The 22553-nt window shown below is 59.6% G+C and carries 22 protein-coding genes; 13 read left to right on the top strand and 9 right to left on the bottom strand.

All coding sequences use genetic code 11. The annotated features are described in order from the left end of the window. Nucleotides 1-93: 93 nt before the first annotated feature. The 5 genes from AB1462_RS05820 to AB1462_RS05800 form a co-directional block, all read right to left on the bottom strand. Entirely contained in the window at nucleotides 94-1380 is a 1287-nt protein-coding gene (locus AB1462_RS05820; RefSeq protein ID WP_090400519.1) for an ABC transporter substrate-binding protein, read from the bottom strand. A 104-nt stretch (nucleotides 1381-1484) separates the two neighbouring features. Next, on the bottom strand, nucleotides 1485-2744 hold the full coding sequence (locus AB1462_RS05815; protein ID WP_367246339.1) for an AGE family epimerase/isomerase: 1260 nt from the start codon (nucleotides 2742-2744) through the stop codon (nucleotides 1485-1487). A 153-nt stretch (nucleotides 2745-2897) separates the two neighbouring features. Further along, a complete protein-coding gene (locus tag AB1462_RS05810) occupies nucleotides 2898-3743 on the bottom strand; it encodes an ATPase (protein ID WP_259191376.1) in 846 nt (281 codons plus the stop codon). 127 nt (nucleotides 3744-3870) lie between these two features. Next, nucleotides 3871-4869: an NAD(P)-dependent oxidoreductase gene (locus AB1462_RS05805; protein WP_090400522.1), complete on the bottom strand. Its 999-nt coding sequence runs from the start codon at nucleotides 4867-4869 to the stop codon at nucleotides 3871-3873. A gap of 97 nt (nucleotides 4870-4966) precedes the next feature. Next, nucleotides 4967-5863 carry a LysR family transcriptional regulator ArgP gene (locus AB1462_RS05800; protein ID WP_090400523.1) on the bottom strand — a complete coding sequence of 299 codons (897 nt, stop codon included), beginning with the start codon at nucleotides 5861-5863 and terminating at the stop codon, nucleotides 4967-4969. Between the two features lie 91 nt (nucleotides 5864-5954). On the opposite strand from AB1462_RS05800, the gene AB1462_RS05795 reads away from it, so the two are divergent. The 6 genes from AB1462_RS05795 (at nucleotide 5955) to AB1462_RS05770 (ending at nucleotide 13111) form a co-directional block, all read left to right on the top strand. Next, the gene (locus tag AB1462_RS05795) at nucleotides 5955-6554 is read left to right on the top strand and encodes a LysE/ArgO family amino acid transporter (protein WP_090400524.1); all 600 of its coding nucleotides are present in this window, start codon (nucleotides 5955-5957) and stop codon (nucleotides 6552-6554) included. Nucleotides 6555-6732: 178 nt separating this feature from the next. Further along, a complete protein-coding gene (locus AB1462_RS05790; RefSeq protein ID WP_090400525.1) occupies nucleotides 6733-7329 on the top strand; it encodes a Fe-Mn family superoxide dismutase in 597 nt (198 codons plus the stop codon). A gap of 156 nt (nucleotides 7330-7485) precedes the next feature. Further along, nucleotides 7486-7662, top strand: a complete 177-nt coding sequence (locus AB1462_RS05785; protein ID WP_367246336.1) for a hypothetical protein — start codon at nucleotides 7486-7488, stop codon at nucleotides 7660-7662. 236 nt (nucleotides 7663-7898) lie between these two features. Next, nucleotides 7899-9950, top strand: coding sequence for a bifunctional diguanylate cyclase/phosphodiesterase (locus AB1462_RS05780; protein WP_090400526.1), 2052 nt, complete (start codon nucleotides 7899-7901; stop codon nucleotides 9948-9950). A gap of 125 nt (nucleotides 9951-10075) precedes the next feature. Then, complete coding sequence (locus AB1462_RS05775; RefSeq protein WP_090400527.1) at nucleotides 10076-11422, top strand: imelysin family protein; 1347 nt, start codon at nucleotides 10076-10078, stop codon at nucleotides 11420-11422. A gap of 234 nt (nucleotides 11423-11656) precedes the next feature. After that, the gene (locus AB1462_RS05770) at nucleotides 11657-13111 is read left to right on the top strand and encodes a TrkH family potassium uptake protein (RefSeq protein WP_027605582.1); all 1455 of its coding nucleotides are present in this window, start codon (nucleotides 11657-11659) and stop codon (nucleotides 13109-13111) included. Here AB1462_RS05770 and AB1462_RS05765 read toward each other — a convergent pair. Then, nucleotides 13068-14126: an AraC family transcriptional regulator gene (locus tag AB1462_RS05765; protein ID WP_090400529.1), complete on the bottom strand. Its 1059-nt coding sequence runs from the start codon at nucleotides 14124-14126 to the stop codon at nucleotides 13068-13070. The two genes, AB1462_RS05770 and AB1462_RS05765, sit on opposite strands and share 44 nt — an antisense overlap. Nucleotides 14127-14288: 162 nt before the next feature. Here AB1462_RS05765 and AB1462_RS05760 point away from each other — a divergent pair, with 162 nt between their 5' ends. From AB1462_RS05760 to AB1462_RS05750, 3 genes are all read left to right on the top strand, one after another. Continuing rightward, nucleotides 14289-14600 (top strand): DUF962 domain-containing protein, encoded by a 312-nt coding sequence (locus AB1462_RS05760; protein ID WP_027605580.1) that lies wholly within the window; start codon nucleotides 14289-14291, stop codon nucleotides 14598-14600. A 365-nt stretch (nucleotides 14601-14965) separates the two neighbouring features. Continuing rightward, a complete protein-coding gene (locus tag AB1462_RS05755) occupies nucleotides 14966-15139 on the top strand; it encodes a hypothetical protein (protein ID WP_167361087.1) in 174 nt (57 codons plus the stop codon). 103 nt (nucleotides 15140-15242) lie between these two features. Next, on the top strand, nucleotides 15243-16439 hold the full coding sequence (locus tag AB1462_RS05750; RefSeq protein WP_315336418.1) for an MFS transporter: 1197 nt from the start codon (nucleotides 15243-15245) through the stop codon (nucleotides 16437-16439). On the opposite strand, the gene arfB is transcribed toward AB1462_RS05750, so the two are convergent. Continuing rightward, on the bottom strand, nucleotides 16436-16849 hold the full coding sequence (gene arfB, locus AB1462_RS05745; protein ID WP_017139168.1) for an alternative ribosome rescue aminoacyl-tRNA hydrolase ArfB: 414 nt from the start codon (nucleotides 16847-16849) through the stop codon (nucleotides 16436-16438). The two genes, AB1462_RS05750 and arfB, sit on opposite strands and share 4 nt — an antisense overlap. Nucleotides 16850-16966: 117 nt before the next feature. Next, nucleotides 16967-18445 (bottom strand): hypothetical protein, encoded by a 1479-nt coding sequence (locus AB1462_RS05740; protein WP_367246335.1) that lies wholly within the window; start codon nucleotides 18443-18445, stop codon nucleotides 16967-16969. Between the two features lie 317 nt (nucleotides 18446-18762). On the opposite strand from AB1462_RS05740, the gene AB1462_RS05735 reads away from it, so the two are divergent. Further along, on the top strand, nucleotides 18763-19185 hold the full coding sequence (locus AB1462_RS05735; protein WP_090400532.1) for a c-type cytochrome: 423 nt from the start codon (nucleotides 18763-18765) through the stop codon (nucleotides 19183-19185). Between the two features lie 101 nt (nucleotides 19186-19286). Here the strand turns inward: AB1462_RS05735 and AB1462_RS05730 are convergent, their stop codons facing one another. Continuing rightward, nucleotides 19287-20708: an amino acid permease gene (locus AB1462_RS05730; RefSeq protein WP_090400533.1), complete on the bottom strand. Its 1422-nt coding sequence runs from the start codon at nucleotides 20706-20708 to the stop codon at nucleotides 19287-19289. A gap of 353 nt (nucleotides 20709-21061) precedes the next feature. On the opposite strand from AB1462_RS05730, the gene AB1462_RS05725 reads away from it, so the two are divergent. The 3 genes from AB1462_RS05725 (at nucleotide 21062) to AB1462_RS05715 (ending at nucleotide 22517) form a co-directional block, all read left to right on the top strand. Further along, nucleotides 21062-21232, top strand: a complete 171-nt coding sequence (locus AB1462_RS05725) for a hypothetical protein (protein ID WP_159440112.1) — start codon at nucleotides 21062-21064, stop codon at nucleotides 21230-21232. 114 nt (nucleotides 21233-21346) lie between these two features. Continuing rightward, complete coding sequence (locus AB1462_RS05720) at nucleotides 21347-21484, top strand: hypothetical protein (protein ID WP_003175756.1); 138 nt, start codon at nucleotides 21347-21349, stop codon at nucleotides 21482-21484. 73 nt (nucleotides 21485-21557) lie between these two features. Then, nucleotides 21558-22517 carry a leucyl aminopeptidase gene (locus AB1462_RS05715; RefSeq protein WP_090400534.1) on the top strand — a complete coding sequence of 320 codons (960 nt, stop codon included), beginning with the start codon at nucleotides 21558-21560 and terminating at the stop codon, nucleotides 22515-22517. Nucleotides 22518-22553: the final 36 nt, after the last annotated feature.

Here is a 22553-nt window from a genome sequence, read left to right as displayed (position 1 = left end):
GTAAGGCTGAAGGCAGCTACAAGCGGCGAGCTACAAGCGTGAAGACATACCGCGCCTACTTGCAGCTCGTCACTTGCAGCTTGTAGCTAGTTCCTACTTAGCAGACTTGATCGCAGCGCCGAGTTTCTTGGCGGTGTCGGCCGGGTCGGCTTTCGGGTCGTTGATGTAGTTGGTCACGACATCGAAGAACGCACCTTGCACAGCCAGGGTGGTGGCCATGTTGTGCGCCATGCTTGGCTGCAGGCCGCCGGTCTTGGCGTCAGCCAGGAAGTCCTTGGCAGCGGTCTGGGCGCAGGAGTCGAAGCCGAGCTTGTCCATTTCATTGAGCATGTCGGTACGAACCGGGATCGAACCCTTGTTGATGCTGAACACCTTCTGGAAGTTTTCACCCAGCACGACTTTGGCGATGTCCTGCTGGCCAGCGGCAGTGCCTTTGTCTTTCTGCTTGAACACCGCCAGGGAGTCGATGTTGTAGGTGAAGGCTTTGTCGGTGCCCGGGAAAGCTACGCACTCGTAGTCTTTGCCGGCGACTTTCTTGGCGGCGGTCCATTCGGACTTGGCCCAGTCACCCATGATCTGCATGCCGGCCTTGCCGTTGATGACCTTGCCTGCTTCGAGGTTCCAGTCCTGGCCTTTGCCGTCGACGTCCATATAGGTCGCGACTTTCTTCAGCTCGGTCAGGGACTTGACCATTTCCGGGCCGGTCAGCGCAGCGTTATCCAGGTCGACCAGGGCTTTCTTGTAGCCATCGGCGCCCATTACCGACAGGACGACCGCTTCGAAGACGGTACTGTCCTGCCAAGGCTGGCCACCGTGGGCGAGCGGAATGAAGCCCGCGGCCTTGAGCTTGTCGCCGGCTGCGTAGAATTCTTCGAGGGTGGTTGGGTTCTTGGTGATACCGGCTTTCTTGAAGACTTCCGGGTTGATCCACAGCCAGTTCACGCGGTGGATGTTGACCGGTACGGCGACGTAGTCACCGTCGTACTTCACGGTGTCGGAGACTTTCTTGTCGAGCAGGGAATCCCATTTTTCGTCTTTGGCGACGGACTTCAGGACGTCGGTGTCAAGCAGGCCGGTGGACGCCCATTCCTGGATGTCGGGGCCTTTGATCTGGGCAACGCCTGGCGGGTTGCCGGCGACCGCGCGGCTTTTCAACACGGTCATGGCAGTGGCGCCACCGCCACCTGCGACGGCACCGTCTTTCCAGGTGAAGCCGTCTTTCTCTACTTGGGCCTTCAGGACATCTACAGCCGCCTTTTCGCCACCTGAGGTCCACCAATGCACAACTTCAACCGTCCCTTTGGAGTCGGCGGCAAATGCACTGAGGGGAAACAACGAGGCAACGGAAATAGCTACGGCGAGGCGATTAATCGCGTTCATCTGAATACCTTTTCTTGTTGTTATGCATGCAAGTCTAGAGCTTGCGCTGCACGGAGTTTAAACATGGTTTTTTCGAGCGCAGGTAACAAAGGGATGCACAAATGTCACCAGTTGGTGACATGGCGCCCAGCGGCTAAAGCGCTGGCCATGCTCGGTGCCAGGGGCAGTGCAGGCAGCACCACCGCTTGCCAGGCATGGTACAGGTCCGGCTTGCCACCCCAGATGTTGCTGCTGGGCTGGTTGTGCGGGCTGATTTCGTGGTGCCAGCTGCCGTGGATACGGTCGATGAAATGGGTGTCGCAAAACTCCCAGAAGCGCCGGTACCAGGTTTCGTAATGCAACTCACCCGTGCGTTTGAGCAAGGCCTGGGCAGCGGCGCTGGCTTCAGCGTGGGTCCAGTGCAGACGCTCGCGCACGACCGGGCGGTGGTTCCAGTCCAGGGTGTAGACGATGCCGGGGGCACCATCCACGGCCCAGGCATATTCGCAGGCGCTGGCGAACAGGCCCTTGGCGGCGCTCAGCAGCCAGTCCGGCGTGGCCAGCCCGGCCTGCAGGCGCGCGGCTTCCAGGTGCAGTACCAGCCGCGCCCACTCAAACCCGTGTCCAGGGGTGATGCCGTAAGGGCGAAAGCCATCGGCGGGGTTGTCTTCGTTGTAATCGAGCAGGGGTTTCCATTGAGCGTCGAAATGCTCGATCACCATGAACTGATTGGCGGCGGCGTGGGTATGAATCACTCGCTCGACGATGCGCAGGGCGCGGTCCAGCCAACGCGTGTCAGAAGTGACATCGGCCAGGGCCAGGAAGGCTTCGGTGGCGTGCATGTTGCTGTTGGCGCCGCGATAGGCTTCTACACCGCTCCAGTCCTGGGCGAAGGACTCGAGCATCACACCTTCCTCTTCGCTCCAGAAGAACTGGTCGATGATATGGATAGCGTCGTTCAGCAGGGTGTGTGCACCGGGCGCATCCGCCACCACGGCCGAGCTGGCGGCCAGGGCGACAAAGGCATGCAGGTAGGCAGCTTTGCCGGTGTTGCCGTCCAGGGCCTGGGGCGCGGCGAACCAGCCACCGTGTTCGCTATCACGCAAAGGTCCACTCAGGGCCGCAACGCCGTGCGCCACCCGCTCGGCATAACCCGGCAAGCCCATGGCATGGGCCATGGCGAAGCTGTGGGTCATGCGCGCGGTGTTCATGGTTTCGGCGTGGGCATCGACCGGCAACTGGCCTTTGTCGTCGAGGTTGCCAAAACCCTCAGGCAGACGGGAGGCCTTGGCGAAGGCCAGCAAGCGCTGGCCTTCGGCGGCGAGCCAGGCGTGATGGGCAGGTGCATTCAGCCAGCTGCTGGCAGGCAGTGGTTGCGTGGTCATGGGTGGCCCTTATTATTTTTTGTGTGATGACCCGGAGTCTAAACAAGGGCGAGGTGGGGGCAAGTAACGAAGGAGATGGGAAATGTCACCAGACGGTGACATTCAAGCCGCTTAGGTGGCCTGTGGCGAGCGGGCTTGCCACAGGCCTGAATATTACTGGCCGAGCGGCGTAACAGCCGCTGGCGCATTGAGGCGCTGATTCAGGTTCTGCACCTGGCTCTGCAAGGTGGTGATATTGCGGGTGGTCTGGATGCGGAACACGTCGAACTCTTTATTGGTCGGCGCATCGCTGTTGGCTGGCTGGCTGTCCTGCGCGCTTTTAAGTACCACGAGATCCTGCTCCAGTCGGGCGATGGCTGCGCTCGGGTTGCCTTGTTTTTTCAAGGCGGCAACATCAGCGACCAATTCCTTTATCTCGGTATCGCGCTTGCCGGCATCGCCCTGCGCCGCCTTCAGGGTGGCCACTGCATCGGTCAAGGCTTGCACCTGGCCTTGCAGCTTGGCATTGGCGCTCGACAGCTCCGTGGTGCTAGCCGTCATTTGTGCCAGGCGCTTGTCCAGTTCGGTGGCCTGGCCGGCAACGCCGAGCTGCTGCTTGCCCTGTTCCAGCAACTGGTTTTCCAGCTGTTTGATCTGCAGTTTCAGCGCTTCGCTGCCGTTGTTCACGCTGGCCTCACTGGCTACGACCTTGCCGGAAATGTCCTGCAGGCGCCCCGCCGCTTCTTCGCTGATGCGCGCAAAGCTTTCCTGGGTGGCAACCAACTGCTGGCCCATCAGGGAGATCTGCTGGAAGCTCCACCAGGCCAGGCCGGCGAAGGCGATCAACAGCGCACCGATCAATGCCCACAACGGACCGGTGCTGGGCCCCTTGACCTTGACCACGGGCGTGTTGCGCGAACGCACCGAGGTGGCCGGGGAAGGTTCGAAATCATCGTCATCCCCGTGGTCGGCCCGCAGGCTGGGAACGTTGTCGAAATCGTCTTTAGCATCGTTGCGCATGAATCAACCCTGAATCGGTGAGTTAGCTGGCTGGAAAGCCGAGCGACGGGAGTATAAACCCCAACTCCATCGCGTTGATCGACCCGGAAGCTGGAATTCGGTTCCCGATGTGTTGCCTGTTGTGACCTTATTTGAACCCGGGATCCTGGGCCTTCCACCAACTGCAGAACTCGTCGAGGGCGGTCCACAGGCTGACCTTGGGCTCGTAATCCAGATAATGCCTGGCCCGGCTGATGTCGAGGGTGAAATCTTTGTTCATTACCTGCATGCCAAGGCGCGACAACGACGGCTCCGGCCGTCCGGGCCACATTGCACAGACTGCCTCGTTCAACGCAGCCACGCTGTAGGACAAGGCGTAGGACCGATAACGGGTCACCTGGGGCAGCTCCATTTGGCGCATCACGTAGTTCACCACGTCCCACACCGGCACCGGCGTGCCGTTGCTGATGTTATAGGCCTTGCCCAGCGCAGACCCAGGGGCGAGCAAGCTGCTCAGCAATGCTTCGTTAAGGTTGTGAATGCTGGTGAAATCCACCTTGTTCAGGCCGTCGCCGACGATGGCCAGACGGTTCTTGCGCTGCATTTTCAGCAAGCGCGGGAAGATACTCATGTCGCCGGCGCCGGTGACGAAACGCGGGCGCAGGGCCAGCACTTCCAGGCCGAACTCCTGGGCGCCGAACACCTTCTGCTCCGCCAGGTATTTGGTGGCGGCATAGGGGTGCTTGAAGCGCTTGGGCACTTGCTCTTCGGTAAGCCCCAGGTGATCACGACCATCGAAATAGATCGACGGCGACGACAGGTGCACCAGGCGCCCGACCCGCTGTTTAAGGCAGGCTTCAACAACGTTTTCGGTGACCAGCACGTTGCCTTGGTGAAAGTCCTGGTAACGCCCCCACAGCCCAACAGCACCGGCGCAGTGCACCACGGCTTCGACATCACGGCACAGGCCGCGCACCAGGTCGGCGTCATTCAGGTCACCCTGGATAAACTCGGCACCGCGCCGAACCAGGTGCTCCACACCCTCGGCGCGCCGCCCGTTGACCCGCACGTCCAGGCCCTGCTCCAGGGCGAAACGCGCAAAGCGCCCGCCGATGAAGCCGCTTGCGCCGGTGACCAGAACTTTCATGGTGCCTCCTACGGATGCAGCTGTAAGCCTCAAGCTATAAGCTGCAAGTTAAATACGTCTGCAAGCTCTTCTCTTGCAGCTTGCAGCTTGACGCTCGTCACTGCTCGTACGACACCAACCATTGTCCACAGGCGTGGGCCAGATGGTCGGTCAACAGGCCCAACAGCTGCCCGCCACTGCGCCAATGATGCCAGTACAACGGCACATCGATGGGCTTATCTGGCAATAACTCGACCAGCACGCCCTTTTCCAATTGGTCGCGTACCTGCAATTCAGGCACCAGCCCCCAGCCGAGCCCGGCTTCCGCCAGGCGGATAAAGCCTTCGGACGATGGGCATAAATGGTGTTCGAAACCACCGCCAACGCCCAAGGACGCCAGGTAGCGATGCTGCAGGAAATCATCCGGACCAAACACCAGCGCCGGTGTGCGCGCCAGTTGCTCGGCGCGCACACCTTGGGGGAAATGCCGGGCAATAAAGGCCGGACTGGCCAGCGCCCGATACCGCATGGCGCCCAGCAACAGGCTGCGGGCACCGGCCACCGGGCGTTCGCTGGCGCAAATGCAGGCGGCCACCTCGCCGGCGCGCATGCGCTTGAGGCCCACCGTCTGGTCCTCTACCACCAGATCCAGTAGCAGATGCTGCTCGGCACAAAAGTCACTGACAGCCTCAGCCCACCAAGTGGCGAGGCTGTCGGCATTCAGGGCGATACGCAGGCGTTCGGGCATGCCTTCTTCGTCCAGCGCCGGCACCTGGCTTTGCAGGTCGCGCTCCAACAGCCGCACCTGCTGCACATGGTTAAGCAAGCGCCGACCAATATCGGTGGGCGCAGGCGGCGTGACCCGCACCAGCACCGGCTGGCCGATGCGTGCTTCCAATAACTTGATGCGCTGGGAAATCGCCGATTGCGACAGCCCCAATACCTGGGCACCGCGCTCGAAGCCGGCCTGTTCCACCACCGCCGCGAGGGCGGAAAGCAATTTATAGTCGAACATCAGTTTCTCTAATGAGCGATCAGCAATATTGGTTTTTCTTATACAGCCTTGAGCACGAGAATGACCAGCATCGTTGAGAGGATCTTTATCTATGTGGCAAAGCTATATAAACGGATTGCTGGTGGCGCTTGGGCTGATCATGGCAATCGGTACGCAAAATGCGTTCGTCCTGGCCCAGAGCCTGCGCCGTGAGCATCACCTGCCCGTCGCAGCCCTGTGTGTGATCTGTGATGCGCTGCTGGTCGCGGCTGGTGTATTCGGTCTGGCAACGGTGCTGGCGCAGAGCCCCATACTGCTGGCGGTGGCGCGTTGGGGCGGTGCCGTCTTCCTGCTGTGGTACGGGGCGTGCGCGCTGCGCAGGGCCTGTTCGAAACAGAGCCTGGACCAGGGCGATAGCCTCAAAACCCGCTCATTGCGTGCAGTAATGCTCAGTGCCTTGGCGGTGACACTGCTCAACCCCCATGTCTACTTGGATACAGTGCTGCTGATCGGCTCACTGGGCGCCCAGCAAACCGAACCCGGTGCCTACGTGGCTGGGGCCGCAAGTGCATCGTTCCTGTGGTTCACCACCCTGGCGCTCGGCGCGGCCTGGTTGGCGCCGTGGCTGGCACGACCGGCGACATGGCGCCTGCTGGACCTGTTGGTAGCGGTGATGATGTTCAGCGTGGCCTATCAGTTGATCAGTGCCTGATGAATATTCCAAAACGCTCTGGAACCTCTATCCCACACAGTTGTTGCGTGGTTTTGCCGCACCCCCGGTGCTATGATCCGGACCCTGCGCCGCAAAGAGTACAAACTCCCCGGCGCTTGTTTGGCCGCCCGTGATCGGCCTTGCGCTCACCGCAACTGACCTGATTAGGAGAATCATCATGGCTTTCGAATTGCCGCCGCTGCCCTACGCACACGATGCCCTGCAGCCGCATATCTCCAAGGAAACCTTGGAGTACCACCACGACAAGCACCACAACACCTATGTCGTGAACCTGAACAACCTGGTGCCTGGCACCGAGTTCGAAGGCAAGACCCTGGAAGAGATCGTCAAGTCTTCTTCGGGCGGCATCTTCAACAACGCCGCTCAGGTCTGGAACCACACCTTCTACTGGAACTGCCTGGCGCCAAACGCCGGTGGCCAACCAACCGGCGCGCTGGCTGAAGCCATCAACGCTGCGTTCGGTTCGTTCGACAAGTTCAAGGAAGAGTTCACCAAGACGTCCGTCGGCACCTTCGGTTCCGGTTGGGGCTGGCTGGTGAAAAAGGCTGACGGTTCCCTGGCCCTGGCCAGCACCATCGGCGCCGGCAACCCGCTGACCGGCGGCGACACCCCGCTGCTGACCTGCGACGTATGGGAACACGCCTACTACATCGACTACCGCAACGTGCGTCCAAAGTATGTGGAAGCGTTCTGGAACCTGGTCAACTGGAAGTTCGTTGCTGAGCAGTTCGAAGGCAAGACCTTCACTGCCTAAGCAACCCTTGCAGTAGAAAGAGCCCGGCGATTGCCGGGCTTTTTTGTGGGTGCTCTCCCCCAAAGGTCAGTATCTGAAGACTGGAACTCAACGGTAATAATTCACCACCCAAGTGGCCGGAGGAATAACCCTCTCAGCTAACGGTGGAGAATTACGATGAATCCTATTTCGATGGTAGCGGGTGCAATTCCGATGGTAGCGAAGCTTCTTGGTACCGGTATGGATGCAGCAAAGGGTGCAGCGGATCTGGCAAGCAACGTCATGGGTACTACAGGTGCCCTCAAAAAGGTCGCAGGAGAAGCGCTAAAACCGCTGGGCCCGTTTAGTTTTTAATATCGCCTCCTGACAGAAGGCGGGCCTGCTCCGCCTTCGTTCCAGTCAATATTTGCGCAGTACGCTCACTCTTTATTCACGCCTGCCAGGCACCGACCTGGGTTGGCGCCCCTCCATGCCGGTCAAGCCAAAGCGCCAATTGAGCTTTTGCCCCAATGTCCCTTTGACTGCCATCACCAGATTGCCAATACTCATGGCATATTGAAGGCCACCCGCATGAGACAAGGAATGCCCCTTTGAAGCTGGAACTCAAGAACAGCTTGTCGGTGAAGTTGCTACGGGTTGTGCTCCTGTCGGCGTTGATCGTGGGCGTAGCGCTGAGCGTGGCGCAGATCGTTTTCGATGCCTACAAGACACGTCAGGCCGTGGCCGGTGATGCCCAGCGCATTCTCGACATGTTTCGCGACCCCTCGACCCAGGCCGTCTACAGCCTGGACCGCGAAATGGGCATGCAGGTGATCGAAGGGCTGTTCCAGGACGAGGCGGTGCGCATGGCCTCCATCGGCCATCCCAACGAAACCATGCTGGCGGAAAAAAGCCGCGCCTTGCAGCACTCACCCAGCCGCTGGCTCACCGACTTGATTCTTGGCCAGGAACGCACCTTCACCACTGCATTGGTCGGCAAAGGCCCCTACAGCGAGTATTACGGCGACCTGAGCATTACCCTCGACACCGCCACTTATGGCCAGGGCTTTATTGTCAGTTCGGTGATCATCTTCATTTCCGGCGTGTTACGCGCCTTGGCCATGGGCCTGGTGTTGTACCTGGTTTACCACTGGCTGCTGACCAAGCCGCTGTCGCGGATTATCGAGCATCTCACCTCGATCAACCCGGACCGTCCCAGCCAGCACAAAATCCCGCAACTCAAGGGCCACGAGCGCAATGAGTTGGGGTTATGGATCAACACCGCCAACCAGTTGCTCGAATCCATCGAGCGCAATACGCACCTGCGCCATGAGGCGGAAAGCAGCCTGTTGCGCATGGCCCAATACGACTTCCTGACCGGCCTGCCCAACCGCCAGAAACTGCAGGAGCAACTGGACAAGATCCTCATCGACGCCGGCCGCCGCCAGCGCCGCGTAGCGGTGTTATGCGTGGGGTTGGACGACTTCAAAAGCGTCAACGAGCAGTTCACCTACCAGGCCGGCGACAAATTGTTGCTGGCCCTGGCCGACCGTTTGCGCGCCCACAGCGGCCGCCTCGGCGCCCTCGCCCGCCTCGGGGGCGATCAGTTCGCGCTGGTACAGGCCGATATCGACCAACCCTATGAAGCGGCCGAACTGGCGCAAAGTATCCTCGACGACCTGGAGGCGGAGTTCGCCCTCGACCACGAGGAAATTCGCCTGCGCGCCACCATCGGCATCACCTTGTTCCCGGAAGACGGCGACAGCACCGAGAAGCTGCTGCAAAAAGCCGAACAGACCATGACCCTGGCCAAAAGCCGCTCACGCAACCGCTATCAGTTCTATATCGCCAGCGTCGACAGCGAAATGCGCCGCCGCCGCGAGCTGGAAAAAGACCTGCGCGACGCCCTCAGCCGCGACCAGTTCTACCTGGTCTACCAGCCGCAGATCAGCTATCTCGACCAGCGTGTGGTGGGCGTGGAAGCACTGATCCGCTGGCAACACCCGGAACACGGCCTGGTACCGCCCGACCTGTTCATCCCGCTGGCAGAACAGAACGGCACCATTATTCCGATTGGCGAATGGGTGCTGGATCAGGCGTGCCGACAATTGCGCGAATGGCATGACCTGGGCTTCACCGAACTGCGCATGGCGGTCAACCTGTCCACCGTGCAGCTGCACCACACCGAGTTGCCACGGGTGGTCAACAACCTGATGCAGATCTACCGCCTGCCGCCGCGCAGCCTGGAACTGGAAGTCACCGAGACTGGCCTGATGGAAGACATCAGCACCGCCGCCCAACACCTGTTGAGCCTGCGCCGCTCCGGGGCGTTGATCGCCATCGATGACTTCGGCACCGGCTACTCCTCCTTGAGCTATTTGAAAAGCCTGCCGCTGGACAAGATCAAGATCGACAAGAGCTTCGTCCAGGACCTGCTGGACGACGATGACGATGCCACCATCGTTCGCGCCATTATCCAACTGGGCAAAAGCCTGGGCATGCAGGTCATCGCTGAAGGCGTGGAAACCGCAGAGCAGGAGGCTTACATCATCTCCGAGGGCTGCCATGAAGGTCAGGGCTACTACTACAGCAAACCCTTGCAGGCCCGGGAGTTGGCGGCTTTTTTGAAACAGGCCGAGCGCAATAGCGCGGCTATTCTCTGACCTGGCGAAACGATACTGAATATTTCCCGCGTATAACCCTTTACACAAAATGCAAATCTTTCGCATTATGTCGCAGTTTTGCGCGACCCCGCGCGCCCATCAACAACCGAAGCAGGATGTTCGCCATGATTCGTATGCCCCTGGCCACCGCCAGTCTGCTGGCCATTGCCATTTCTCTCGCCGGTTGCGGCGAAGGTAAAGACAAGGCCGCAGCAAACCAGGCGCCGACCCCGGCTGCCAGCACCACCGCTCCAGCGGCTGCCGCTACCCCCGCCGGCCAGGTCGACGAAGCGGCCGCCAAGGCCGTGGTCGCGCATTACGCCGATATGGTCTTCGCGGTGTACAGCGATGCCGAATCCACCGCAAAAACCCTGCAAACCGCAATCGACGCCTTCCTCGCCAAGCCGAACGACGAAACCCTGAAAGCCGCCCGCGCCGCCTGGGTTGCCGCTCGCGTTCCGTACCTGCAGAGCGAAGTGTTCCGCTTCGGCAACACCATCATCGATGACTGGGAAGGTCAGGTTAACGCCTGGCCGCTGGACGAAGGCCTGATCGACTACGTCGACAAATCCTACGAGCACGCCCTGGGTAACCCAGGCGCTAACGCCAACATCATCGCCAACACCGAAGTTCAGGTCGGCGAAGACAAGGTCGACGTGAAGGACATCACCCCGGAAAAACTCGCCAGCCTCAATGAGCTGGGCGGTTCCGAGGCCAACGTCGCCACCGGCTACCACGCTATCGAGTTCCTGCTCTGGGGCCAGGATCTGAACGGCACCGGCCCTGGCGCCGGCAACCGCCCGGCGTCGGACTACCTGACCGGCGACGGCGCAACCGGCGGCCACAACGAGCGCCGCCGCGCCTACCTGACGGCCGTGACCCAACTGCTGGTCAGCGACCTGCAGGAAATGGTCGGCAACTGGAAACCCAACGTCGAAGACAACTACCGCGCCACCCTCGAGGCAGAACCTGCCACCGACGGCCTGCGCAAAATGCTGTTCGGCATGGGCAGCCTGTCCTTGGGCGAGCTGGCCGGTGAGCGCATGAAGGTTTCCCTGGAAGCCAACTCGCCGGAAGACGAACAGGACTGCTTCAGCGACAACACCCACTACTCGCACTTCTACGACGCCAAGGGCATCCGTAACGTCTACCTGGGCGAGTACACCCGCGTCGACGGCACCAAAATGACCGGCGCCAGCCTGTCGTCCCTGGTGGCCAAGGCCGACCCTGCTGCCGATACCGCGCTGAAAGCGGACCTGGCGGCGACCGAAGCGAAGATCCAGGTCATGGTTGATCACGCCAACAAGGGTGAGCACTACGACCAGCTGATCGCGGCCGGTAACGACGCGGGCAACCAGATCGTGCGCGACGCCATTGCTTCGCTGGTCAAGCAGACCGGTTCGATCGAAGCCGCGGCAGGCAAGCTGGGCATCAGCGACCTGAACCCGGATAACGCTGATCACGAGTTCTGATCAGTGCCGAGTTGAATGAGGCGACCTTCGGGTCGCCTTTTTTTTACCCCCCGGAACCCATGTGAGAGGGGGCTTGCTCCCGATGGCGGTCTGTCAGTGAAGAAAGTATCTGCTGACCCACCGCCATCGGGAGCAAGCCCCCTCCCACATTTGATTTGCGTCGCTTTCAAAGCCCGGTTTACATACCCTGCACCCCAGGTAGAATGGCGCCTCTGCCCATTTCGAGCTCACTTCATGGCGTTGCCGACCCTACGCATCATCGGTTTCATCATCGGCATCTTCCTGATCACACTCGCGATCGCCATGGTCGTGCCCATGGCCACCCTGGTGATTTTCGAACGCACCAGCGACCTGCCGTCGTTCCTCTGGGCCAGCCTGATCACCTTTGTCGCCGGGCTCGCCCTGGTGATTCCCGGCCGCCCCGAACACGTGCACCTGCGTCCGCGAGACATGTACCTGCTCACGGTCAGCAGTTGGGTGGTGGTGTGCGTGTTCGCCGCGCTGCCGTTCCTGCTGACCCAGCACATCAGCTACACCGACTCGTTTTTCGAAAGCATGTCCGGCATCACCGCGACCGGTTCCACGGTGCTGAGCGGCCTGGACACCCTGTCACCCGGCATTTTGATGTGGCGCTCGCTGCTGCACTGGCTCGGTGGCATCGGCTTTATCGGCATGGCAGTGGCGATCCTGCCGCTGCTGCGCATCGGTGGCATGCGCCTGTTCCAGACCGAATCCTCGGACCGCTCGGAAAAAGTCATGCCCCGCTCGCACATGGTGGCGCGGCTGATCGTGGCGGCCTATGTCGGCATCACCATCCTCGGCAGCCTGGCATTCTGGTGGGCCGGCATGGGCCTGTTCGATGCGATCAACCACGCAATGTCGGCGATTTCCACCGGAGGGTTCTCCACCTCCGACGAATCCCTGGCGCACTGGAAACAACCGGCGGTGCACTGGGTGGCGGTGGTGGTGATGATCCTCGGCAGCCTGCCGTTCACCCTGTACGTCGCCACCTTGCGCGGCAATCGCAAGGCATTGATCAAGGATCAGCAAGTACAGGGCTTACTCGGTTTGTTGCTGGTGACCTGGCTGGTGCTCGGCACCTGGTACTGGTGGACCACCAACCTGCATTGGCTGGATGCCCTGCGCCACGTAGCGTTGAACGTCACATCAGTAGTAACCACCACCGGTTTTGCACTGGGGGACTACAGCCTGTGGGGCAATTTCTCACTGATGCTGTTCTTCTACCTGGGCTTCATCGGTGGCTGTTCGGGCTCCACGGCGGGCGGGATCAAGATCTTCCGTTTCCAGGTCGCCTATATCCTGCTCAAGGCCAACTTGAACCAGCTGATTCACCCGCGCGCGGTGATCAAGCAGAAGTACAACGGCCATCGCCTCGACGAAGAAATCGTGCGTTCGATCCTGACCTTTTCGTTTTTCTTCGCCATTACCATCTGCGCCATCGCCCTGGCCTTGTCGCTGCTGGGCCTGGACTGGATGACCGCACTTACCGGCGCCGCCAGCACCGTGTCCGGCGTCGGCCCGGGCCTGGGGGAAACCATTGGCCCGGCCGGCAACTTCGCCAGCCTGCCGGATGCGGCCAAGTGGATCCTGTCGCTGGGCATGCTGTTGGGCCGACTGGAAATCATCACAGTCTTTGTTCTGTGCATTCCTGCGTTCTGGCGTCACTGACCGTCGACGCATCCTGCAACCGCGCCCGGTATTCGCCGGGCGTGGCATCGAACCAGCGGCGAAACGCGCGAAAGAAGTTGCTCGGGTCGGCAAAGCCCAACAGGTAGGCAATCTCCAACAGGGTCATGCTCGGCTGCGCCAGGTATTGCTCGGCCAGTTCGCGGCGGGTGTCGTCGAGCAGGGTCTGGAAACTGGTGCCTTCTTCCTGCAAACGCCGCTGCAAGGTGCGCTGGGACAGGTGCAGGGTCTGGGCCACCACTTCGCGCTTGGGTTCGCCCTGGGGCAGCAGTCGGCACAGCACCTGCCGCGCCTTGTGGGTCACACGGCTTTCGGAGAACCGCGCCAGGTACTCACCGGCAAATCGATCGTGCAACAGCGCCATGGCCTCGTTGGCCGTGGGCAATGGCGCGTCCATGTCGGCGCGCTCGAAGATCAGTGCGTCATACGGCGCATTGAACTCCAGCGGGGCATGGAACGCGTGTTTATAAGGGGCCTGATCTTCCGGCTGATCGCCCTGCAACAGCACCTTGCGTGGTTGCAGGGTACGGCCGGTGAGCCAGCCGCACAGCGCCAATGCACAGGCCAGGGAAGCTTCGGCGCTTTGTCGGGTCGGCGGAAGATGATCGCCATGCACCGTCAGAATCAGCGCATAGCCTTCAGGTAATAGTCGGAAGCTCAAGTCGGCGCTTTCGGCGATGATCCGTTGGTAACGCACCAGGCGCATAAAGCCTTCGGCCAGGGTATTGCTGGACATCAAGGCGTAACCGGCCACATGAAACGACGCCGGGCGCACCACTTTGCCCATGTTCAGGCCAATCGCCGGGTTGCCCGACAACTCGACCGCGCGCTGCCAAAGACGGGTCATGGAGTCTTGCGGGAACCGCGCATCGGGGTCACTTAGAGCTGCGTAGTCCAGGCCCAGCTGCTTGAACAAGGCGCGGCAATCCAGACCGTCCATTTCCAGTGCCTTGACTATCCCCATGGCCCAGCTTGCAGAAGTTGTTCGTTCGCTCATGGCGTCTTCTTAATAAAGCAGGCTCAAAACGGCAGCCAGGAAAGCCAAGGATACTAAAGTGGCATCTATTGTCACTGGCTGTTACCACTGATCACTCTAGACTCAAATAAGCTCCCCGCCGAACATCTGTTGGGCGGCACAACAATCAAAGGGCCGGCCGCAGTGGAAAACCTCAAGCGATTCAACAGCTTTGCTGAGTTTTACCCTTATTACCTGACCGAGCACGGCAACAGCACCTGCCGGCGCCTGCACTTTATCGGCACCACCCTGGTGATCGGCATCCTGGCCTATGCCATCGGCAGAGGTTCGCTGGGCCTGTTGTTGGCCGTGCCGATTGCCGGTTACAGCTTTGCCTGGATCGGGCACTTCTTCTTCGAAAAGAACCGCCCGGCGACCTTCCAGCACCCGTTCTACAGCCTGCTGGGGGATTTTGTGATGTACCGCGACATGATCCTGGGCAAGGTTCCGTTCTGAACGGTGTGACCTCTTGTCACTTGCGTGAAAACGATAAAAGGTTCGTACACCCGGCGATATAAAAGTCTTTTTGTCATTTACAGTGCTGTATCCTGCCAAGGCTTTTTGAGAGCGCGGAATCACCTGCGATTGAAAAAACAGACTTTGCGAGGAGCGACGACGATGCACGAAATACCTAATCTCCCCTTCCCAAGCCTGCACCCTACAGAGCAGCCAACACCGCAGCAGGCCCGCGATAAGCAGCCTGAGGCCAAACAAGCAAAACCAGTCGACAGCAAACGCCAGGACTGACGCCGTACCAGACCGTGTGGAAAGCGTACCTTTGAACGCTTTCCACACTGCCTGAATCACCCGAGGTACCCGCCATGACAGACACCCTCCCGGACACCGCCGTACTCGACACCGCACTGCAGATGGTCGAAGTGTGGAACCGCCTCAGCGCGGATAAACAAGCCCTGTTGCTCAAGCGCTTCGGCACCCAGGAAAACGCCTTGGCCGCCCTGGTCACCACCCAGTTACTCGCCCCCACTCAAGCCTGACGTCTTTGATCTGACGTTTTTGCGTTTTACCGCCCTGCGCAGGCTCAAGCCCCGGTATCATTAGCAGCCTATCTTTACCTGCTGCGACAGTGGACCCTTCCCCATGCCAGATACCCAGCGCCCCATGGCGGTCACGCTGCAAGTTGTTTCCATCGTGTTGTTCACTTTTATCGGCTACCTGAATATCGGCATTCCCCTGGCCGTATTGCCAGGCTATGTCCACAGCGAACTGGGCTATGGCGCGGTGATCGCCGGGCTGGTGATCAGCGTGCAATACCTGGCCACGCTGTTGAGCCGTCCGTATGCAGGCAAAATCATCGATAACTTGGGCAGCAAGCGCGCGGTACTGATCGGCCTGGTGGGCTGCGGCTTGAGTGGCGTGTTCATGTTGCTTGCGGCGTGGTTGTCAAGCGTGCCGGCCGTCAGCCTGGCCAGCCTGCTCATCGGCCGATTGGTGCTGGGCAGCGCGGAAAGCCTGGTGGGTTCAGGCGCCATCGGCTGGGGCATCGGCCGGGTGGGCGCGGCCAATACCGCCAAGGTCATCTCGTGGAACGGCATTGCCAGTTACGGCGCACTGGCCGTCGGCGCGCCATTGGGCGTGCTGCTGGTGAGGCATTTCGGACTGTGGAGCATGGGCGTCAGCATTATCCTGCTGGCGGTAGTCGGTGTGTTGCTGGCCTGGAACAAAGTGGCCGCCCCCATCGTAGCCGGCGTGCGCCTGCCCTTCATGAATGTACTGGGCCGGGTCCTGCCCCACGGCTGCGCGCTGGCCCTGGGTTCCATCGGCTTTGGCACCATCGCCACCTTTATCACCCTCTATTACACCACCCAGCATTGGGATAACGCGGTATGGGCATTGAGCCTGTTCGGCGCCAGCTTTATCGGTGCGCGCCTGTTGTTCGGCAATTTGATCAACCGCATCGGCGGCTTTCGCGTGGCAATCGCCTGCCTGTCGGTGGAGATCCTCGGCCTGCTGCTGTTGTGGTTGGCACCGGATGCCAACCTGGCCCTGGCCGGCGCGGCGTTGAGCGGTTTCGGCTTTTCCCTGGTATTTCCGGCGCTGGGGGTGGAGGCGGTCAACCTGGTGCCCGCGTCCAGTCGTGGTTCGGCGGTGGGGGCTTACTCGCTGTTTATCGACCTGTCGCTGGGGATTACCGGGCCGTTGGCCGGGGCAGTCGCGGCAGGTTTCGGCTTTGCGTCAATCTTCCTGTTTGCCGCCCTCGCCGCCCTCGGTGGTTTGCTGCTGAGTGTCTACCTGTACCGGCAAGCGCCCAAGGCCCGCGAAGCGCGCGACGCTTAGAAGTCGACCTTGCCGCGCCCGGCCTTGATGCTGCCACGCTTGGTCTTGGATTCCAGGCGGCGCTTTTTCGAGCCCAGGGTCGGCTTGGTCGGGCGGCGCTTCTTCTCGACCTTGGTGGCGCTGAGGATCAGCTCCACCAGACGTTCCAGCGCATCCGCGCGGTTCTGTTCCTGGGTCCGGTACTGCTGGGCCTTGAGCACCAGCACGCCTTCGCTGGTGATACGACTGTCACGCAGCGCCAGCAGTCGCTCCTTGTAGAACGCCGGCAGCGACGACGCCGGAATATCAAACCGCAGGTGCACCGCACTCGACACCTTGTTGACGTTCTGCCCACCGGCGCCCTGGGCGCGGATGGCGGTCAGCTCGATTTCGGCGTCGGGCAGGTGCACGTTGTTGGAAATTACCAGCATTGGGACAGGTCCGTTGTTCAGAGCGGTCAGCATACTCGAACAAAACAAGGCCCTCGCCGTAAACCGGAATCTACGATGAGCACATTCAGCAAACTACGGTGCCCATAGCGCCTGATATCAAATGATCCTCCCGTCCGGCATGACCTTGGCTCGACCGCCACCCTGCAAGTCATGGCGGAACTTTTCATAATGAGTGCTCACTGACGGCTGCTTGTTCAGAGCATTCATAACCTCTGAATTGGAAATCGTGAAATCGTGGGCTGCGATCGGGGCGCAGAACAGCTCTCGATAGAGCGAATCCCCCCACTGTGCAGGGAGGCCGTGGTTAGCGGCCCCCAGGTTGACCTCAACCATGGAGTGATGATTGTCATCCACCAGGTAACCAGTGGCCATCCAACGTACCAACTCTTTCATTTCCCGCTGGGCCCTCACATCGGCCTGCTCACTCGACTCGCCAGCCTTTGGCTGGTTAAGCCCCAACGTATTGACTAGCCCAATGCCCAACAACCGGGCAGCCGTCATAAAGCGGTCGGTGGTTCCTGACGGGCCCGCTACGACAGGTTTTTGCTGCACCGCCGCGTCCTTGGCAAAGCCAGTGCCTTGCTTGACTCGCCAGACGGCGAAGCCGTTACCCCGGGGGATTACGGTATGCTCCAACGGCAGGGACGCCTGGCTTTTGATCGGTCCTTGGTCGCCAAATTGTCCGTCATCTCGATCCACACGGTTGCGTGGGTTAAGGCGCGCAAAATCAAGTTCCCGTGAACTCAACCGGTTGTCGGCTTTCAGGTCGGCGGCCGACACCCAGACGTTGCTGCCCTGCGGAGCAGCTTCACGGAAGTCGTTCTGTACTCTGGTCAGACTGGCGCCGGCCTTTGCTGGATTGCTCAGCACTGCCCGCCCGTTTACATCCTTGGTGGATTCATAAAGATGCGGATTCTGCGAGGCATCCTGAGTGTTTTCATTATTGAACGTATAAAGCGCCAGTTGCTCCGGCAATTGACTCTCTTTAGTACTGCCGCGGGCAGGTCCGAATTGCTTGGATTCCAAATAAGGCACATCAACAATCTCCGCGACACGCTTTTTCAGTTCACTTGAGCCGTGAACGCGCTCCAGGGTTTCTCGAAAGTAAGCCGAGTTGCTTAGGTTGAAAAAAGCAGTGGCCTTTTCTCGCAATGTCAGCGGTTCCTCACCCGAGCGGTGAGCACGTGAGCCTCCCTGCCGCGCTTCATCAAGGATACGGTTGAAACCGCCGGAGCCCAACTGACCGATCACGCCAAAGCGGGGCTGATCCGAAGAGTAACTGCTCAACAAGTTGACCGTGGCCCTGAGCTCATTACCCTCGACCAACGCAGACAGTTTGATCAAGCTGGCAAGCAAACCATCAATTGTTTTATGGGCTGCTGGGCTTTCACTGGCGAGCCGTCCCACGTTGGCCTCTATCTGCCTGTTTTCGGTGACTTTATTGCGCTGAGGGACGCTTGAGGGAAACATCGGCGTATTAAAAGTCTGTTGCGCTGGGTGTGGCACTCCGATCATGACGAACTCCTCATTAAGAACAGATGAAATCTCAATGTTGAGTGAATGCAGATAAAGCATTTTTTTCTGTAGTCGTTTTCTGAATTGCGGTGATAAATGCAAAGCAGTGATAAGCGGGCACGCTGCCCTAAGAACATCATAAAACCTCAAGCAACAGACAAGCCCAGCTCAGACAACAACACCAACGCCTGGGCTTTGGAAATCACCGCGCCTTTGAACAATTTGGCATCATTGAGGCGCAACCCGCCCCCCGACAAGTCAGCCCCGCTCAAGTCGATGCGGCATTGACATCATCTAAAGCAACCACGAAAGTACCGGCCACAAGTAAATACCGTACGCAGTGCACCCGTAAAATTATAAATGCTCAAGGGATTAGCATGCTTCATACCGCTGTTATAAATACGCCTTCGCTGACTGTTTCCTCTAAAATACTGTTCTTCGCTTTGTTAGGGCTTTCAGCGCTCATTCAAGCTGCACCCGCTTTTGCGGATAATGCCAATGGGAAAAATCTCTATTCACAACGATGTGCCATGTGTCACGGCGCAGATCTCAAGGCAACAGGGCCTTTGGCGAATAAAAGCAATCCTCCCACGCCGGACCTTACAACTTCCGCCTTTAAAAGACGGCTCACTGATTATCCAGGCGTTATTGTGTCTTCGGTAATACTTCGCCCCAATGGAAACCTGATTCCAAAGACGCTGAAAGAGAACGGTGTAAAGCTATCGCCGCACGCTTGGAGCATCAATGACCTGCGCGATTTAAATCACTATATGAATGGTGTTATTTCAAAAAGTCGGTGATCCGGTGTGCGGTATTGAACTGAACACAGACTGAAAGCCCTCACCCTGTGTCCCGACCGGGGATCAACAAGGCGCAGGGCTTTGTGTTGATGCGAGGCTGTTTACTTCAACGCGGTATTCGCCGCACTCAACGCGGCTTCAGCACTGCGCTTGTTCTTGGCCCAGTAACACACCGCCATAAACGCCACCCACACCGGGATCGCATAAACCGACACCCGGATCCCCGGAATCATCAGCATGATCACCAGGATAAACACCACGAACGCCAGGCACACATAGTTGCCGTACGGGTACCACAGCGCCTTGAACAGCGGCACCTGGCCGGTGCGGTTCATGTGCTGGCGGAACTTGAAGTGGGAGAAGCTGATCATCGCCCAGTTGATCACCAACGTGGCCACGACCAGGGACATCAGCAGTTCCAGGGCGTGTTGCGGAATGAAGTAGTTCATCAGCACCGCCACCAGCGTGACCGCCGCCGAGGCGAGGATCGAACGCACTGGCACGCCGCGCTTGTCGATCTTGGCCAGCGCCTTGGGCGCATCACCCTGCTCGGCCATGCCCAGCAGCATGCGGCTGTTGCAGTAGGTGCCGCTGTTGTACACCGACAACGCCGCCGTCAACACCACGAAGTTGAGGATATGTGCAGCGGTGTTGCTGCCCAGCATCGAGAACACCTGCACGAACGGGCTGCCGCTGTAGGCATCGCCGGAGGCGTTGAGGGTGGCCAGCAGGCTGTCCCATGGCGTCAGCGACAACAGCACGACCAGGGCGCCGATGTAGAAGATCAGGATGCGGTAAATCACCTGGTTGATCGCCTTGGGGATCACGGTGCGTGGCTGGTCGGCTTCGGCGGCGGTGAAGCCGAGCATTTCCAGGCCACCAAAGGAGAACATGATGATCGCCATGGCCATCACCAAGCCGCCCACGCCATGGGGGAAGAAGCCGCCGTGTTCCCACAGGTTGCTCACCGAGGCTTGCGGGCCGCCGCTGCCACTGACCAGCAGGTAGCTGCCGAGGGCGATCATGCCGACGATGGCCACCACCTTGATGATGGCGAACCAGAACTCCGCTTCACCAAAGACTTTGACGTTGGCCAGGTTGATCAGGTTGATCAGCACGAAGAACGCCGCCGCCGAGACCCAGGTCGGGATCTCCGGCCACCAGTAGTGCACGTATTTGCCGACGGCTGTCAGCTCGGACATGCCCACCAGGATGTACAGGATCCAGCAGTTCCAGCCCGACAGGAAGCCGGCGAAACCGCCCCAGTACTTGTGGGCAAAGTGGCTGAAGGAACCGGCGACCGGCTCTTCGACGATCATTTCGCCGAGCTGGCGCATGATCATGAAGGCAATGAAGCCGCAGATGGCATAACCCAGGATCATCGACGGGCCGGCGGATTTGAGCACGCCGGCCGAGCCCAGGAACAGGCCGGTGCCGATAGCGCCACCGAGAGCGATCAACTGGATATGCCGATTTTTCAGGCCGCGTTTCAGCTCGCCTGAAGAGGAATGGGGTTCACTCATGAAAAGGGTCTCACGCAAGGTTTGATGATGTTGAATGCAGGTTGCTGCCTTGAATTACCGACTCAAGCAGCGCCGCTCAAACCCCAGCGCAGGCACCAGGAGTACAGCGTCTTTCTAACGGTCATGCGTCACCTGTTTGTTTTTATCTGTGACGAAATCGAACCCGCCGGGCTCGTGGCCAGGCGGAGTGATCAGGGTGGGTAAACCCTGAGGTCTTGGCCTTTTGCGTGGTTACGCAAGGGGGTCACAGTAAAACGCGGCGCATTGTACACCGCTCGACAGCTTGCAGCCGTACCCGCAGAGCGCGTGCGACGATCTGTCAGGTATTCCTTACAGCGGTAAAGAGGCCAATCATGCCGCGAGCTACACGTAAATTAATCGTTACAGCATGGAAAATCGGCGTTACAGCTGTAAGTTTCTGGAAAATTGTCGGTAGGAAAAATTATCAATATCAGCGATGCCAATGGGCTGTATTTCCTGAAGAAAAAAGGCCGGCGAAAAAACAGAAGAAAAAATCCAAATGAGACCGTGTCAATAAAATTTTTGCATTCCGAAACACTCTCACCTAGGTTCTTTCACTTGCCCAGCGAAGCCCGCTGGCAAGCCGTTCTCAAACAACGTCCTCTAGGAGATACACCATGCAAGCACTGGAAAACGACCTGGAAACCGAACTGCAACTCGACGATTGGTTTGAAGCGCCGACCCACGAGGCCGCCGTTGAAATGATGCAAGCCGATGCCGTTGTGCCTTTCGGCACGGCGATGTGGCCTTTCTGACACCCGGCACGTATTCGGCAGGTGCTGTGCACGGCACCTGCCTCCTTACCCAAGGCACACAAGGACATACGTCATGGACAAGGCCCGCGCCGTTGAACACTTTCTCTACTACCTCGCGCACCACCCGGCCCTCCACGGCCTGAGCTGCCCCACCGTGCTGCTGGGCCACACCGAGCGCTACGACGCCATCGCCCAGGCGATCACCCAGAGCAGCGCCGCCCGTTTCAACTTCCAGGTACAGCGCCTGGACCTGGCCGACAGCGACAGCCTGGCCCAGGCCATCGAAGCCTGCGACCTGTACCTGTTTCTCTACGATTCCTCCACCTTGCCCAACCCGCGCGCCGAAGGCCCGGACTTTATCCGTGCCCTGCAAGGTGTGATGGCCGAACACTGGAAGAAATCGCTGCTATTCAAGGATTACGGCGACTATTTTTACGACACCTTCAGCGTCGAGCCGCAGCGCATCGCCGACCTCAATGCCACGCTGATCCGGCGCATGTCCCAAGCCACAGTGCTGAGCTTTACCGACAAGCACGGCTCACGCCTGCAGGCGCCCATGAGCAGCATCAAGAAGTGGACCAATATCAACGGCATCGGCAACCACGACCTGGCCCCCGGCGAAATCGCCACCCACAGCGAGGCCATCAATGGCCAGGTGCGGTTTGTCGGCACCTTTCTCAGCACTATCCCCTTCGCACGCAAATACGGCGTGCTGCAATCACCGCTGGAACTGTGGATCGAAAACTCGACCATCTGCAGCGTGGCCAGTGACGTGCCGGGGCTGGCTGATGACTTCAACAAATACCTGAATGCCAACCCGTCCAACCGCCGGGTGGAGGAGCTGGGGATTGGCACCAATGAAGGGGTGAAGGACCTGTATGCGCGCAACGCCGGGTTCGAGGAGCGCCATTGCGGCTTGCACCTGGGCTTGGGTGGCGGGCAGAAAGGCAGTCATCACCTGGACCTGATCTTTGCCAGCGGGGTGTTGGCGTTGGATGACAAACCGGTGTTTGATGGGAGATTTGCGTTCTAGGGCCAGCTATAAGCCGCAAACTACAAGCCTCAAGCA

This window comes from Pseudomonas sp. SB113 (genome assembly GCF_040754745.1).
GTDB lineage: Bacteria > Pseudomonadota > Gammaproteobacteria > Pseudomonadales > Pseudomonadaceae > Aquipseudomonas > Aquipseudomonas grimontii.
Note: the sequence above shows the minus strand (reverse complement) of the source record. Positions and strands in the feature narration are given on the sequence as shown.